Genomic DNA, 14,930 nt, shown 5'->3' with positions numbered 1-14,930 from the left:
ACGAACAGTCAGAAGTCAAGAGCACGGAGTGGCGACGAGAGCCGAAGGCGTGTCCGGCAAAGAGGCTGGGGAGAGACCAGTAAAGAGGAGAGTTCGACGGCATGACACCTGAAGAAGTTTTGCAATTTGCCAAGGAGCGGGGTGCCAAGATGGTAGACTTCAAATTTGTTGATCTACCGGGCACCTGGCAGCATTTTAGCGTTCCCTTGCACGAGCTGGACGAAGAGACGTTCGTCGAGGGGAAGTATTTTGACGGGTCGAGCATCCGTGGCTTCCAGACCATCGACGACAGCGACATGCTGGTAATCCCCGATCCAGATACGGCGTTCATGGACCCCTTTACCAGCATCCCCACGTTGAGCCTCATCTGTACGGTTGCCCACCCAGGGCCGGGCGCGCATAAGCAGCCCTATAGCCGCGACCCGCGGACGATTGCGCGCAAGGCGGAGGCATACCTGCGCTCGTCTGGGATCGCCGATGTGAGCTACTTTGGCCCCGAGGCTGAGTTCTTCGTGTTTGACAACGTGCGCTTCTCCTCGACCCAGAATGTCCAGTACGCCGAGGTCGATTCGGATGAGGCGCACTGGAATAATGGCCGCAATGGCGGCGTCAATCTGGGCCATCGCCTGCGCCCGAAAGAGGGCTACTTCCCGGTTCCACCCAGCGACACGCTCCAGGATCTGCGCAGCGAGATGGTTCTGACGCTGGAGGAGCTGGGCGTTCCAGTCGAGGCTCAGCATCACGAGGTTGGCGGGGCCGGCCAGTGCGAAATCGATATTCGCTACAACACGCTGGTCAGGACCGCCGATAACCTGATGATCTACAAGTATGTGGTGAAGAACACTGCGCGCAAACATGGGAAGACGGCCACCTTCATGCCGAAGCCGATTTTCGGCGACAATGGTTCCGGCATGCACGTGCACCAGAGCCTGTGGAAGGATGAGCGCCCGCTCTTCTACGACCCCGAGGGCTATGCCGGCCTCTCCCAGACGGCGCGCTATTATATCGGCGGCCTGCTGATGCACGCTCCTGCGCTGCTGGCCATCGCTGCCTCGACGACCAATAGCTACAAGCGGCTGGTGCCCGGCTTCGAAGCCCCGGTCAACCTGGTCTTCTCGAAGGCCAATCGCAGCGCCGCTGTGCGCATTCCCAATACCGACTGCCCATCGGCGAAGCGCATTGAGTTCCGTCCGCCTGATCCCACGGCCAATCCCTATCTCACTTTCGCTGCTTTGCTGATGGCCGGCCTCGATGGAATCCGCCGCAAGATCGAGCCCAGCGAGCACGGTTTCGGGCCCGTCGATCGCGACCTGTATCACCTCTCCCCGGAGGAGCTGCGCGAGATCGGCTCGGTTCCGGGCTCGCTGGAGGAGGCCCTCAAGGCTCTGGAGGATGATCACGCGTTCCTGCTGGAGGGCGACGTTTTCACGACTGACGTGCTCGAACACTATGTGGAACTGAAGCGCGCTCAGGTCAATGAGGTGCGCATGCGACCCGTGCCGATTGAATTCGCCCTCTACTACGACGCCTGATCCTTCTGAGCTGATCGTACGCACAAGCGAGCGGACTCGCGGTGCCAAGCCAGCATCCCGAGTCCGCTCTTTTCTTTTTTGCTATCTCGGGGTCGCTTCCCGGCGCCCAGGATGGACCCCCAGGGAGCGCGACCCGGCTGAGCGACCTGGCCGGCTGGCCGGCTTTTCTCCAGCTGTGATATAATTGAATGTCTATTCTACCCACGCGGTACGATGTCATCCTCGCTCTGTCTGGAGAGGCGCTCTATGGACCCGCTTGTTGATAGCTATGGCCGACGCATCCGCAACCTGCGCATTTCTATCACCGATAAGTGTAATTTCCGCTGTACGTATTGCATGCCCGCTGAGGGGCTGCCGTGGCTAAAGAAGGCCGAGATTCTGACCTACGAGGAGATTGAGCGGCTGGCCCGCCTGGCGGTCCGTATGGGCATCGAACAGATCCGTCTGACCGGCGGTGAGCCGCTGGTGCGCCGCGACGTCCCTGAGCTGGTGCGCCGGCTGCGCCAGATCGAGGGCCTGCACAGCCTCAGTCTGACGACCAATGGGGTGCTGCTCAAGCAACTGGCCCGCCCACTGGCGGAGGCCGGCCTGACGCGTATTAATGTCAGCCTCGATTCGCTGGTGCGTGAGAAGTTCGCCCGTCTGACACGGCGTGATCAGCTCGACCGCGTGCTTGAGGGATTGGAGGAGCTGGAGAAATATCCAACTATTCGTCCCATCAAGATTAATGCGGTGGCAATGCGCGGTTTCACAGAGGAGGAGGTGCTCGATTTCGTCCGTCTGGCCCGGCGCAAAGGCTATGTGATGCGCTGGATCGAGTTCATGCCACTCGATGCCGATCAAATCTGGCGCAAGGAGGATATCCTGACAGGCGCCGAGATTAAGGCCATCATCGAAGCCGAGTACGGGCCGCTGGTGCCCATTCAGGGCGATTCTGCGGAGACAGCTCGCCGCTATACCTTCAGCGATGGCGTCGGCGAGGTGGGCTTTATTAACCCTGTCAGCGAACCGTTCTGTTCGACCTGCGATCGTATCCGTCTGACCGCCGATGGCCAGTTGCGCACCTGCCTCTTTGCAACTGAGGAAACCGATCTGCGGACGCCGCTGCGCTCGGGCGCTTCCGATGAGGAACTGATGGCAATTATCCGCCACGCTGTCTGGCACAAGGAGCTAAAACACTATATTGGCGATAAACGCTTCAGACGTGCGAATCGCACGATGTCCATGATTGGTGGATAAGCTCCCCTGTTCAGGTTTATCATCTGGTTCTCTGATCACACGCCCTTCACGTGTTACCGCAGAGGAAGATGTTCGTCTCTCTCAATGCATAGACAAATAGACACGGTATACCTTCGAGTGTCGGTGAGGCGAGGCTGGCCCATCGGGTCACCCGTCAACCTTGGGTCCCTGCCACTGGCCGGAGTGGTGTCAGGTAGGGCATTGCTCCAGCCTCGAAGAGGCAAGGCATTCGAAGCGACTGATCAGGAAGGAGATGCTGTGGAACACGAAGCACTCGATTTGCTGACCGTACGCGAGGTGGCTCGCCAGCTGCGGGTAGACGATACTACGGTACGACGCTGGATTAAGATGGGAATGCTGGAGGCCGTTACCCTTCCGCACCGTGGCAGACGCCAGGCCTACCGCATTCGCCGTTCAACGCTTGAGGCGCTGCTGACAGCCCAGACGGCTCCTACCCTGGCTCCCGCTCGCGAGTGAGCTGGCCGCGGAACATGGCCAGCCTGCCTCTGCCCTTCTCCTGGGCATTCTGGCTGCTGCCTCTTCCTCCTCGAATGTGGTAGACTGTTGGCGCCTGCTGCCTGTGGCTGCGGGCAGAGGGGCACCTGGCAAAGGGTGATAGGTGCTTATCACCTGTCACCTCGCGCACGAGCGACCAGAAGAGGAGAGAGCACATGGCACAGCGATCCGCCGAAGAGTTGTTTCACGAACTGCAAGGCGAGTCCCACGCCGGCTTTGTGGCTATTCATGTCCCGGTTCAGCATTCCCCGGCTGGCGTTCCCTATCTGACTGCCCCGGGGGTCGTGCTGTTGGCACGTCCTCAGACGAACCTGCAGGGCCTAGCCACTTTTTTGGAGGGCTTCGATCCGTCCTATCACTTCGATGAATATGTCGCTGATCCGACAGCTTTGCCCGACGGGGCTCAGCTCTGCAAGGTGGCAGGGCAGACCTGTTATCTGAGCTTTGGGCCGAGGCGCACACCGAACGCCCAGGCCAGGCGTTATTTCGATCATCTGAAAGCATCGCGGCACGGCTCGGTACTGGAGCACGCGACCTTCAGCTTCTTTGTCTATGGCATCTCCCGTAGCCTGACTCACGAACTGATTCGCCACCGCGCCGGCTTCAGCTATTCACAGACCAGCCAGCGTTTTGTCGATGGGCGCACCCTCCGCTTTGTTGAGCGCCCCGAGTATCGCCAGGATGAGCAGCTCCATCGTCTCTTTTTGCAGCGCATCGAGCGGGCCGCGGCTGAGTACGCGGAACTGAGCGAGTATCTGCTGGCTCGCCAGCAGGCCGGTGATCCGCTCTTGAGCGCGGAGGCGCGCACCGATCTGCGCAAGCGTGTGCAGCAGTGCTCACGCTCGCTCCTGCCTAATGAGACAGAGGCGCCGCTGGTAGTGACAGCCAATGCGCGGGCCTGGCGCCATGTGATTGAGGAGCGGACCGCGCCTCATGCCGAGATCGAGATCCGCGAGCTCCTGGTCCGTATCTTCGTCTGTCTGGCCCTGGTCGATCCCATCCTCTTTGGGGACTATACGCTGGAGCGCCTGCCGGACGGTACGTATAGCGTGCGCACACCATATGAGAAGGTATGAGCGGATCGGATGGACGGACGGACAGGGCCGACTGCTGGCCAGGGGGGGCCAAGGGCTAGAGCAGCGGACGGCGATAGAGGCGGAAGCCATCGTCGGCGGCCCGCTGGCCCGCGCAGGTGACATCGGCGACGGCCTCCAGCTCACAGCGAGCTGCGAGCCGCTCCGAAGCCGGGTCGCGGCGCGGGAGCAGGACCTCGAACCAGAGCGGCTGCCCTTGCTGCTGACCCTCGTCCTCCAGCTCCGTCCCCCAGAGCCGGGCTCGATTGAGGGCGCAGATCAGCAGCGCCCTCCCGCCACCGCGCCGGCGATGAGCCGGGTGGACTGTGCCCTCGCAGCGCAGGTGGTATCCTTCTCTATCGCGTATCAGATGCAGCAGGGTATAGCCGATGATCTCGCCCTCCACCCCCTCCAGCGTTCCCCCCTGTCCCCAGGTGTTCAGCTCATCATCGTCGTCCAGCAACACGAAGAGCGGCGGACCTGGTTCACCGAGGTCGGAACGTGTCAGCCAGTCCTCCCAGGCAGCTTGCGAAAACAGGCAGCCGTCTACTCTCTGGGCCTGCTGCTGGAGATCCCTGAGTTGCTCCAGGTCTCCTGGTCGTGCCTCGCGAACGCGCACGTGTTTTCCCTCCCTTGCTGCTGATGATAAGTGAGTGGGGGGTGCGGCGCGCCCGCCAGGCCCGCGTAGAGTGCCATCAAGGGCGGCGAGCCGCAGGGAGAGACCGCACCTCTCCTATGATAACGCGTTTCCGCTTCGCCGGGCAATGCAGACCTTTGCCCGGCTTCCCGCCGCCACCGGCTGGCTGTCATATAATGTGAAGTGCCTGCGCTCTCATCAATAGGCGGATTTCAATATATGTGGCAAGAGAGGGAGGGAGCGAAAGGGGGCACGACCAATCACCATCATCAAGCGGGCAAAGGAGGATGGCCTTGCACGATTCTGCTGCTGCTCAGAGACTCCAGGCGATCCGGGAAGCCATGCCGGCGACAACTGCGCATACCTATCTGAACACCGGAACCTTCGGGCCGTTGCCGCGCTGCGTGATTGAGGCCATGCAAGAGCGGCTGCAAGAGGAATGGCGGGAGGGGCGTCTTGGGGCGGGGGCGCATGCCGCCTTGCTGAGCCATTATCGAGAGGCCAGGCAGCGCTGTGCCGAACTGCTTCATGCCGACATTGAGGAGATTGCTCTGACAGACAACACCGGTGAGGGGCTGAACATCATTGCTTTTGGCCTCAACTGGCGGGAGGGCGATGAAGTGATTACGACGAACCACGAGCATATCAGTGCCCTGGCCCCACTGTACCAGTTGCGCGAGCGCTACGGTATACGCCTGCGCATTGCCGACCTGGGCGAGCGTGGAGAGCGTCCAGCGGAAGAGGAGATCGCCAGGCTCATCACCCCACGCACGCGCCTGATCGTCCTCTCGCACGTTTCCTTTATGACCGGGGCGCGCTTCGATGTCAGCGCGGTGACGGCGCTTGGACGGCGTCACGGGCTGCCAGTGCTGGTCGATGGAGCCCAGGCTGCGGGGGCGATCGCCGTCGATGTGCAGGAGCTGGATGTTGACTTCTACGCCTTTCCGATGCAGAAGTGGCTCTGTGGTCCTGATGGGACAGGAGGTCTTTATGTTCGGCGCACGGCGCTGGGGCAAGTGCAATCGACCTACGTTGGCTACTATTCGCTCAAGCATGAACACAGCGGTGGCTGGGAGCTTCAGGAGACGGCGCAGCGCTTTGAACTGGGAGGAAGACAAACAGCGGCTCTCGTGGGGCAGAGTCGGGCCTTGCGTTGGCTAGCCGAGGAGGTTGGCCATCACTGGCTGTGGGAGCGCATTGCGAGCCTCAACCGCTATGCTGCCGAACTGCTCAGCGAGGTGCCGGGGGTCAAGATTCTGACGCCGCAGCCGGGGGCAAGTGGTCTGCTCTCGTTCACCTTTGCGCAGGCGGAGCCGGAAGCAGTCGTCCAGCGTCTGGCGGAGGAGCACAATGTCCTGATTCGGAGCATTCACGAGCGCCAGGCGCTGCGTCTCTCGACAGGATTTTACAATACCGAAGAAGAGCTGGAACGAGTGGCGGAGATTCTGCGGTCCTGGCCCTAGGAAGTCAAGCAGGCGGGATGAGGTGGAGGCACTGGTTGGAAGGGGGTCCCGCCCGAGGCCACCAGGCTGGGGATCGGGGGCTGACAACGACGAACGCCCGTGAGCGCGGGTGAAGCGGCGACGTCCTACTTTCCCACGAGACTTCTCCCGCAGTATCATCGGGGCTGGAGAGCTTAACTTCCGTGTTCGGGATGGGAACGGGTGTACCCTCTCCGCTAGAGTCGCCGATTCACCTGCACTCACAGGCGTCTGCGCTTGACGTGGAGTATAGTAGCATAGGGTGGCCGATCCTGTCAAGAGGGAAATTCAGAGCGAGGAAAAAATGGGAGGGAGGGAGGGAGAGAGGGAGAGGGCCGGAGCCGGGTTGTCTTGCCGGGGAGGAAGCTGCTCCGGCCCGGCCCATCTCGGCAGAGGATGGGAGCGGGGGGGGTTACTGCTCAGCCTGAGTGCTGGCGCGCCACCACGGCCTCCGCCTCGCTTAGCCGCAGCGAGGCCAGGCGAGAGACGCTGTCGCTGCCCATTGAGACGCCGTAGATGGCCTGAGCGGCGGTCATTGTCACGCGGTTATGGGTGATGACGATGAACTGGGTGCGCTCGGCCAGGCGCTTGAGAATATCGCAGAAGCGTGAGACATTGGACTCATCGAGGGCCGCGTCAACCTCGTCCAGGAGACAGAACGGTGGCGGATTGATCTCCAGGAGCGAGAAGAGCAGGGCCGCGGAGACCAGAGCGCGCTCACCGCCAGAGAGCAAGGAGAGATCCTGCACTTTCTTGCCGGGGGGCTGGACAATGACCTCGACCCCGAAGGGGAGGCCGCTGCGGGCTGTGCTGCCAGCTTCCTCTGGGGCGGCTGCCTCCTCGTCCATCTCAGCGCCGTGTCCGTTGCGGGCTGCGTGGCCGTGTCCCCGCTCGCGTAGTCCCCCTGGGGAACTGCTGACAGAGGAGCGCTCTGTTGATCCCTCTCGCTCTCCTCCTTTGCTGACCACCAGCTCCAGACGGGCCTGACCGCCGTTGAAGAGGGTACGAAAGTGCTCGCGGAAGCGAGCGTTGACGGCCTCAAAGGTGGTCTCGAACTGGCGTGTCATGGTGGCGTCGAGCTGGCTGATAATGGTGTGGAGCTGTTGAGCGGCCTGTTCCATGTCCGCGATCTGGGCGCTGAGGAACTCGAAGCGCTGGCGCTCCTCCTCATACTGGCGTGGGGCATCGGGATCACAGCCTCCGAGGGCCTTGAGGCGACTGCGCGCCTGCTCGATCTGACGACGGAGGCGGCGCAGCGTGGCCTCCTCATCCCCCTCCTGGCCCATGCTCTCGGCTTCCACTGGCCTGGTCTGGGGGACAAGGTGAAGCAGCTCTTGCGGATGGCTGAGACCCAGGTCCTCCTGCAGCTGGCTCTGTAGGGCTTCGAGCGCATCGCGGGCTCGTTGGCTTTCCAACAGACAGCGCCGATAGAGAATCTCGCACTGACCGTGCTCCTGGCGAAGCGTGGCCAGCTCCTGCTCACTGGTTGTAAGGCGTTGCTCCAGTTCGCGCAGGGCCTGCTCGCGCTGCTGGACGAGGAGGCCCGCCTGTCTGGCCTGTTCACGGGCCTGCTCCAGTTCGCCCCGTTGACGGGCGATGTTCTCATGCAGGCGTTGCTGTTGCTCCTCTGCCTGGCGCAGGCGCTGCTGCTGCTGCTCAAGCTGGGAACGCAGCTCCTGCTGCTGTTCCTGAGCTTCGGAGACCTGGCGCTCCAGAGTCTTGGCCTCCTGGCGTTTGACGGCCATTTGAGTGCGCAGGCGCCCCAGCTCCTCTTGCTGGCGGCGATAGGCGGTGGCGCGCTCCTCGACCTGGGCCTGCAGCTCCTCAACCAGTCCCTGCAGCTCTTGCTGGGCCCGCTCATGGGCCTGGACTCGCTCGCGGGTGGCCTGGACCTCCTGCTCCAGACCGGCAATTTCTGCCGCCAGCTGCTGCTCGACTGATGTGGCCAGCTTCAGCTCGGTCTGGAGACGCTCTTGCTCGCGCTCGCTGCTGGCCAGAGCACGGCCCAGCTCCTGCAGGCGGGCTGCGTTCTTCTGGATCTCGCGTTCAAGAGCGGCCTGCTCGGCGCGTCGCCCTTCCTGGACCCGCTGGATCTCGCTCATCAGGTTATTGAGGTGATCAATGTGGGTCTTCTGCTCTTCCAGCTGAGCCGGCAGCTCCCGTAGCTCGCGCTCATAATGAAGGAGACCACCGTTTTGCTCTCCCTGGGCGTCGCCGCCGCTCAGCCAGCCCGACTGCAGCGAGAGTATCTCGCCCTTGCGCGTCACCAGGGCACGTAGGGGCCGACCGGCCCGGTCGGCGAAGGCCCGGGCCTGAGCCTGCAGCTGGAAGGCGGCAGTCAGGTCTTCCACGAGCAGGACGCCGGACAGCAAACGGTAGCACAGTGGCTGGTACTGGTCTTCACACTCGACGAGCTGCCAGGCCAGACCCAGCACTGCCGGGCGCAGGGCAGGCGACTGGGTGAGGAGCTGCTCCAGGGCGGCCTGCTCTTGCACGGCTTGAGAGGGAAAGGCCGGGGAGACAGGAACGTTGCCAGCGGAGTCCGGTTCCTCCTGCAGCCAGAGAAGCAAGGCTCGTCCGGCGCGGCTGCGCTCCAGGTAGGCGAGGCAGCGCTCAGCTTCGGCCCGTGTTGTCACCACGACGCCTTGCAGAGCCTCACCCAGAGCGGCCTCGATGGCGCGCTCCAGTCCTGCGGGTGCCAGGACGAGGCGCGGCAGGGGGGCAAGCAAACCGGGTACCTGCTCGCGCGGAGCGCGCAGGAGCGCGCGAACCCCCTCGCTATAGCCGCTGAGATTGCGTTGCCAGGTACGCAACATGGCCAGGCGATCGGCCAGCGAGCGGCGTGCCCGCTCGGCCTCGGACAGCAGTGCCTTGAGGCGCTCCAGCTCCTGCTGGGCCTCTTGGAGGCTGCGCTGGAGCGTTTGCTTCCGCTGCGTCAGCTGCTGTTCTTCGTCGCGGGCCACTTGCAGCAGTGAGCGCTGCTCAGCCAGGCGGGTCTCCAGGGAGCGCAGGGCCTGCTGAGCCTGGGCCAGCGCCTCGCGGCGTGCCGCCAGCGTCCGATTGCGCTCACCCAGGTGCTTTTGCTGACGCCCCAGCTCAGTCTGAGTGGACCCCAGGCGTGCCTGCGTCTGAATGAGATCATTCTGAGCGGCGCGCAGGCGTCGCTCGTCCAGTTCGTAGTCCTTCTGAGCGCGCGCGATGGTCGCTTCCAGCGTGGCCAGCGTCTGGGCCGCCTCATCGAGGGCTTCGCGAGCCTGTTCGCGAGCCTCTTCCAGATCGGTAAGGCGCTGCTGGGTGGTGATGAGCCGCTCGCGTAGCTGGCGCTCCTGACGCTGCTGCTCCTCGCGCTGACGCTGCAGACCAGTAATGCGCTCTTCGGCGACGGCCAGTTCGCGCTCCAGGCGCTGGAGCTGGCCATGAGCTTCACCGGCGGCACGACGAGCGGCGCTGATATGCTGTTGTACCTCTTGCCGCTGGTGGAGGAGTTCCCCACGCTGACGTTCGGCGGCGGCCACGGCCTGCTCCAGCTGCCGCAGGCGTGTGGCTTGTTCGCTCTCGGCGGCCTCGGCGCGCGTGGCTGCGGCCTGGAGCCGACGCCACTGGAGCTGATACCAGCCCACCAGAGCCTGACGCAGCTCTTCTTGCAGCTGAGCGTATTCTCGGGCGCGTCTGGCCTGCTCTTCGAGCGGTCCCAGGCGTGGCTCGATCTCGTTGACGATATCATGGAGGCGTTGCAGGTTGCCCTCGGTCTGGCGCAGGCGCTGCTCCGCTTCGGCGCGCTGCACCTGATAAGGGCGAATGCCAGCGGCATCCTCGAAGAGGCTGCGTCGCTCCTCGGGGCGCAGGCTCAGGGCGGCATCGATCAGGCCCTGTCCAATGACGGTATAGGAGTCGTGCCCGATGCGCGCCTGCGCCAGCAGCAGCAGAACGTCCCTGAGCCGGACTTTCTGCTTGTTAATGAGATATTCGTTCTCGCCGGAGCGGTAGCTGCGCCGCGTGACGGTGATCTCGCTATATTCCGAGGGCATCCAGCCAGTGCTGTTGTCGATGGTCAGCGAGACCTCTGCCATGCCGAGGGCGGCTTTGCCATGCCCGCCGGCGAAGATGATGTCTTCGCTCTTCCTGCCCCGGAGCTGGCGCATGCTCTGCTCGCCGAGGACCCAGCGAATGGCGTCGGCAATGTTGGACTTGCCGGCTCCATTTGGCCCGACGACGGCAGTGATGCCTGGACTGAATTCGAGGCAGGTGCGTGTTGCAAAGCTTTTGAAGCCGAGTAGCTCCAGACGCTTCAGATACACCGTTTGTTCCTGGTTTGTGGTCCCGGCGGTGGTCCCGACGGTTGTCCCGACGATTGTCCCGTATGTCGTGTCCCCGATGATATCACAGGCGCGGGCCTGCCGTCGAGAGCGCAGGCCAGGAGGCCAGGCGAGGCCGAGGCGGGTCGACGCGACGAGCCGACGAGTGAAGGCAGGGCGAATCGGGTGTTGGCAATGGGATCTCTGGCGGCGCCGGCGGTGATTCTGCTCTCCAAGATGAGCGTCTATGAGATATACTTTCCTCTATGGAGCCACGTCGCGCGGGAGCCTGCACTTGCATGCAGAGGGGGTGCTTGATCGCCGCAGACAAGGCGAGCAGTACGGCGGGCGGGATAGCTGCCGCCTGATGAGAAGGAGCGTCAAGAGAGATGCTGCGTTGGCTGATCTGTCTGGCTGGCCTGCTGGTCGTGGGCCTGGGTCTGGTAGTGGGTTGGCACTCGCACCAGGTGACATACCGCAGTAGCGGGCGAGGGACGATTGCGCATTATCTGTCGGACCCCCAGACCCACGAGGGGTATCTGCAGTTGGAGGGCAGTCCTACGCTCTATCTGCTCAGAGAGCAGGACTTTCTGCCGCCTATCAAGGGGACGGCCACGCTCAAGGATCTGATGCTGGTTGCGCTGCTCTACCGTCCCGATGAGAGCACGGAGATTGATGTGCGTGCCCAGTTAGGGACACACCTGGTTGGTCCGGCCTATCCCGTTGTGGCGTTGACGCTCTATAATCTCAACGGGGCCGTGACGCAGGAGTTCAAGAGCACGCTCTATCGTCAGAATCCCCAGGGCTTTTACGAAAACGACTGGCCGCTTGGAGGGGGGATGAGCCTGCTGGGGGCCGTCCTGAGTCTGGGAGGAGGGGCGAGTCTGAGGAAGCGGCGCAGGGAGCGGAGCGATGGACAGGCCAGACCGGTCCAGAGAGCTACGCCGGCGGGGCCGCCACTTGCCCCCTTGGCGCCGTCGCTGCGTCTGCCGTCCAGGCCGGGGCCGACGGGAGGTGGTCACTCCGGCCTGAAACCGCCCTGGGGACCACCGTTATCGGGGCCGCGGCCCTGAGAGCGTGTCTCGCTTGACGCAGTACCTGGCTGTCTGCTATCCTGCGGGCAGAGGCAAGGCAGGGTGACGGCTGGCCAAGGCCACCGGGTCCGCGACAGCTGGCTGTCGCAGTCGCTGCCCCCCTGGCACCCTTGTCCTATCTGCTGTCTATCTATTGCATTGGCTCAACCCTGGCAGGCGCCCATGTTCTTACTCTTTCCACTACCGGTACTCACCCGGACGCTTCTGACGACGCTGATCGCCCTGCTGACGCTGGTTGGCATCATGACGCGCCCCTTCCGCTGGAACGAGGCGCTGATTGCCCTGGCCGGGGCTGCCCTTCTCCTTCTGCTCGGGCTGATCAGCCCCTTGACGGCGCTCCAGACGCTCCTGGGGGACTGGAACGTCTTCCTCTTCTTTCTGGGGATGATGGCCTTATCGGCCTTCGCCGACCAGGCTGGCCTCTTTGACTGGCTGGCGATTGTCGCCGCGCGTCTGGCGCGGCGGCGAGCACGCCTGCTGCTGCTCAACGTCTTTCTGCTCGGCAGCCTCATTTCGATGGTCCTCTCGAACGACGCGACGGCCCTCATTCTGACCCCAGTTGTCTATACGCTGGTCACGCGCCTGCGGCTGCCAGTTATCCCTTTTCTCTTTGCCTGTACCTTTATTGCCGATAGTGCCTCCTTTCTCTTGCCGGTGAGCAACCCCATCAATATTCTGGTGCTTTCCCGCTTTCAGCTCGACCTCTGGACCTTTGTGAGGCTGCTCGGGCTGCCGGCGCTGGCAGTGATTGCCGTCAATATCGGGATCTTTTTCTGGCTGTACCGTCGAGAGGTGCGAGGGGGCTTTGACCCGAAGCGGCTGCCTTCTGGGCGGGAAGCCATCAAGGAGCCGGGCTATTTCCGCTACTGCTGCCTGGTGCTGGGGGTGGTAGCGGTGGCCTATGTCGTGGCCTCGGCCAGTGGTTTTCCCCTCTCCTGTGTGGCCCTGGCGGGAGCCCTGCTCTTGCTCAGCGGGGCGGTGCGCTGGCATCAGTTCAGGCCGCGCGCCCTGGCCAGTCATATCTCCTGGTCGCTCTTTGGTTTTATCGCGGGCATGTTCGTCATTGTACAGGCCGTCGAGGAGACCGGTCTGACGCGTCTGTTTGGCGAGCTGCTGTGGCATCTGTCGGGAGGCAGCAGCCTGGGGGCGGTGCTGGTGGGAACGCTGGGGGCCGCCCTGGGGACGAATCTGATCAATAATGTACCGATGGCCGTGGTGCTGAGCGCGTCACTGCAGGCGCTTCATGGGCAGCTCTCGCCGACGACGCAGCTCGCCTTTGTTGTGGCGACCATTTTCGGCTGTGACCTGGGGCCGAACCTGACGACAGTTGGTTCGCTGGCGACGGTGCTCTGGCTGCTCATCTTGCGCCAACGCCAGCTTGATGTGTCGGGGCTGGACTACTTTAAGGTGGGCATCCTGGTCACGCCTCTGATGCTGCTGGTAGGAGCCATGCTGATCTGGCTTCTCCTGCTGGCTTGATCCTGTTGGGACGATTGAAGTCTCCTCGGGCGAAGGAGGGAAGAAGGAGCCATAGCTGTTGGTGGCCCGTGTTGGAGACTGTGCTGGCGGCGGGAGCCAGCTGATGGCTCGTTGGAGCGCAAAGGAACGGAACGGAGGTGTTTTGCGGTGTCTGCTTTGCGTGTGCTCTGCTGCCTTGATGGTGTGAATGCCGAGGTGCTGGGCCAGGCGCTTGCCCGGCTATGGCCGCTCGCTGGTGACCGACTGCGGGTGGGCTTGCTCTATGTTATTGATACGCGCCCGCTAGGGGAGCTGGAGCGAAGGCGGGAGCGCTTTCTGCGCCCTCCTCATCTGCCTCCGGTCCGTCAGGAGCAGCTGCGCCAGGCTGAGCGGGAGACGGCGCAGGAGATCCTGCAGGAGGCGGCGCGCTACGTGAGCGGGGCGGAGCTGCTCCAGCGCGAGGGCAAAGCCGAGCAGGAGATTGTGCGCTGCGCTCAGGAGTGGGGAGCCAGCCTGATCATGCTCTGTGCCCGTTCTCCGCGCAATGGGCACGGACCTGAGCAAGGGCCGGCCTCAGTAGGTCATGTGGCGCGCTTTGTCCTGGATCATGCAGGCTGCCCTGTCTTGTTGCTGCGTGGGATGCTGCCCTCCGAGACACCGGGCGCTTCCTGAGTGCTCTGGCGCTGGTGCACTGTCCTGCGAGCGTCCTGCTCTCTCTGAACTTCCTCAATGCAGAGCGGCCTTCTCTGAGGTCTGCCTCCCATACTGTCGGCGACGGTGGGACAGTGGTTGAGGCTGAAACAGCCTGCGCCCGCCAGGCGTGAAAGACTCTGGCGGCCTCTTCCTGCCAGATCAGGTCGGCAGCAGCCAGGCGAGTGAACTGTTCCCTCACTCCCCCGACGGTACCAGGGAGTCAGGGGGGCAGAGCCAGCCGGCAGAGGGCCGGGCTGGCTTGCGCAGTGACCTCTCCTGGCAGACGTGGCTCTAGAAGGATTGCCGCAGCGTGATATAATCGTAAAGCGTTCGGAAATTTCGGTCTCTACCGAAATAGGGCGCACCATTCCGGGCGAGAAGAGCCAGCACAGATGGCACCACTCCAGCGTAGGCCCCCCAGGGAGTGGCAGGCGATCCGCGCAGCGATAGGCTCTTGCGCCAGGCAGTGATTTGTGAGATGAGCCTATGTCACACAAGCGTGAGGAGCAGCTGCCGGAGGAGAGAGCCGGGGCAAAAACGATTCTGATTGTGGAAGATGACGATGGCATCGGCGCCTTCCTGGTCCAGGCAATTTCTCAAGAGACCCCGCATCGCGTGCTGCTGGTCCATGATGCTTTCCAGGCGCTTAAGGCGGTGCGCTCGATCAGGCCCGGGCTGCTGATTCTCGATTATCAGCTGCCGGGGATGAACGGTATTGAACTGTTCGACCAGCTGCAGACGATGGGGGATCTGGCAGCGATTCCGACCATTCTGGTGAGTGCCCGTCTGCCAGAGCAGGAGATCCGCCAGCGCCGGATCGTGGGGCTGAGCAAGCCCTTAGAGCTAGATGAGCTGCTGGAGACGATTGAACGTTTGCTCGGGGGAGAAACCCCGTCGCGCTAAGTGCGCTTG

At 63.1% G+C, this 14,930-nt stretch carries 11 protein-coding genes and 1 rRNA gene; 9 read left to right on the top strand and 3 right to left on the bottom strand.

Features of this window, described 5'->3' with window-relative positions:
* The first annotated feature begins 101 nt into the window (after nucleotides 1-101).
* From glnA to thyX, 4 genes are all read left to right on the top strand, one after another.
* Nucleotides 102-1,532, top strand: a complete 1,431-nt coding sequence (glnA, locus tag A4R35_RS03235) for a type I glutamate--ammonia ligase (protein WP_112426492.1) — start codon at nucleotides 102-104, stop codon at nucleotides 1,530-1,532.
* Nucleotides 1,533-1,778: 246 nt separating this feature from the next.
* Nucleotides 1,779-2,771, top strand: a complete 993-nt coding sequence (moaA, locus tag A4R35_RS03230) for a GTP 3',8-cyclase MoaA (protein ID WP_112426490.1) — start codon at nucleotides 1,779-1,781, stop codon at nucleotides 2,769-2,771.
* Nucleotides 2,772-3,029: 258 nt separating this feature from the next.
* Nucleotides 3,030-3,248, top strand: a complete 219-nt coding sequence (locus A4R35_RS03225) for a helix-turn-helix domain-containing protein (protein WP_112426488.1) — start codon at nucleotides 3,030-3,032, stop codon at nucleotides 3,246-3,248.
* A 194-nt stretch (nucleotides 3,249-3,442) separates the two neighbouring features.
* Nucleotides 3,443-4,363, top strand: a complete 921-nt coding sequence (gene thyX, locus A4R35_RS03220) for an FAD-dependent thymidylate synthase (RefSeq protein WP_112426486.1) — start codon at nucleotides 3,443-3,445, stop codon at nucleotides 4,361-4,363.
* 55 nt (nucleotides 4,364-4,418) lie between these two features.
* Here thyX and A4R35_RS03215 read toward each other — a convergent pair whose 3' ends face one another.
* Nucleotides 4,419-4,979: a GNAT family N-acetyltransferase gene (locus A4R35_RS03215; RefSeq protein WP_189361268.1), complete on the bottom strand. Its 561-nt coding sequence runs from the start codon at nucleotides 4,977-4,979 to the stop codon at nucleotides 4,419-4,421.
* A gap of 311 nt (nucleotides 4,980-5,290) precedes the next feature.
* On the opposite strand from A4R35_RS03215, the gene A4R35_RS03210 reads away from it, so the two are divergent.
* Nucleotides 5,291-6,460, top strand: a complete 1,170-nt coding sequence (locus tag A4R35_RS03210) for an aminotransferase class V-fold PLP-dependent enzyme (RefSeq protein WP_189361267.1) — start codon at nucleotides 5,291-5,293, stop codon at nucleotides 6,458-6,460.
* Nucleotides 6,461-6,572: 112 nt separating this feature from the next.
* On the opposite strand, the gene rrf is transcribed toward A4R35_RS03210, so the two are convergent.
* Nucleotides 6,573-6,689, bottom strand: a 5S ribosomal RNA gene (gene rrf, locus A4R35_RS03205).
* A gap of 208 nt (nucleotides 6,690-6,897) precedes the next feature.
* Complete coding sequence (gene smc, locus A4R35_RS03200) at nucleotides 6,898-10,776, bottom strand: chromosome segregation protein SMC (protein ID WP_189361266.1); 3,879 nt, start codon at nucleotides 10,774-10,776, stop codon at nucleotides 6,898-6,900.
* Nucleotides 10,777-11,162: 386 nt separating this feature from the next.
* Here smc and A4R35_RS03195 point away from each other — a divergent pair, with 386 nt between their 5' ends.
* The 4 genes from A4R35_RS03195 (at nucleotide 11,163) to A4R35_RS03180 (ending at nucleotide 14,921) form a co-directional block, all read left to right on the top strand.
* Entirely contained in the window at nucleotides 11,163-11,846 is a 684-nt protein-coding gene (locus A4R35_RS03195) for a hypothetical protein (RefSeq protein WP_112426478.1), read from the top strand.
* 183 nt (nucleotides 11,847-12,029) lie between these two features.
* On the top strand, nucleotides 12,030-13,346 hold the full coding sequence (locus A4R35_RS03190; RefSeq protein ID WP_112426476.1) for an SLC13 family permease: 1,317 nt from the start codon (nucleotides 12,030-12,032) through the stop codon (nucleotides 13,344-13,346).
* 147 nt (nucleotides 13,347-13,493) lie between these two features.
* Nucleotides 13,494-13,997 carry a universal stress protein gene (locus A4R35_RS03185; RefSeq protein WP_189361265.1) on the top strand — a complete coding sequence of 168 codons (504 nt, stop codon included), beginning with the start codon at nucleotides 13,494-13,496 and terminating at the stop codon, nucleotides 13,995-13,997.
* Between the two features lie 507 nt (nucleotides 13,998-14,504).
* Complete coding sequence (locus A4R35_RS03180; RefSeq protein ID WP_112426472.1) at nucleotides 14,505-14,921, top strand: response regulator; 417 nt, start codon at nucleotides 14,505-14,507, stop codon at nucleotides 14,919-14,921.
* Nucleotides 14,922-14,930 lie beyond the last annotated feature (9 nt).

It is taken from the genome of Thermogemmatispora tikiterensis (assembly GCF_003268475.1).
In the GTDB taxonomy this organism is placed as follows: Bacteria; Chloroflexota; Ktedonobacteria; order Ktedonobacterales; family Ktedonobacteraceae; genus Thermogemmatispora; species Thermogemmatispora tikiterensis.
Note: the sequence above shows the minus strand (reverse complement) of the source record. Positions and strands in the feature narration are given on the sequence as shown.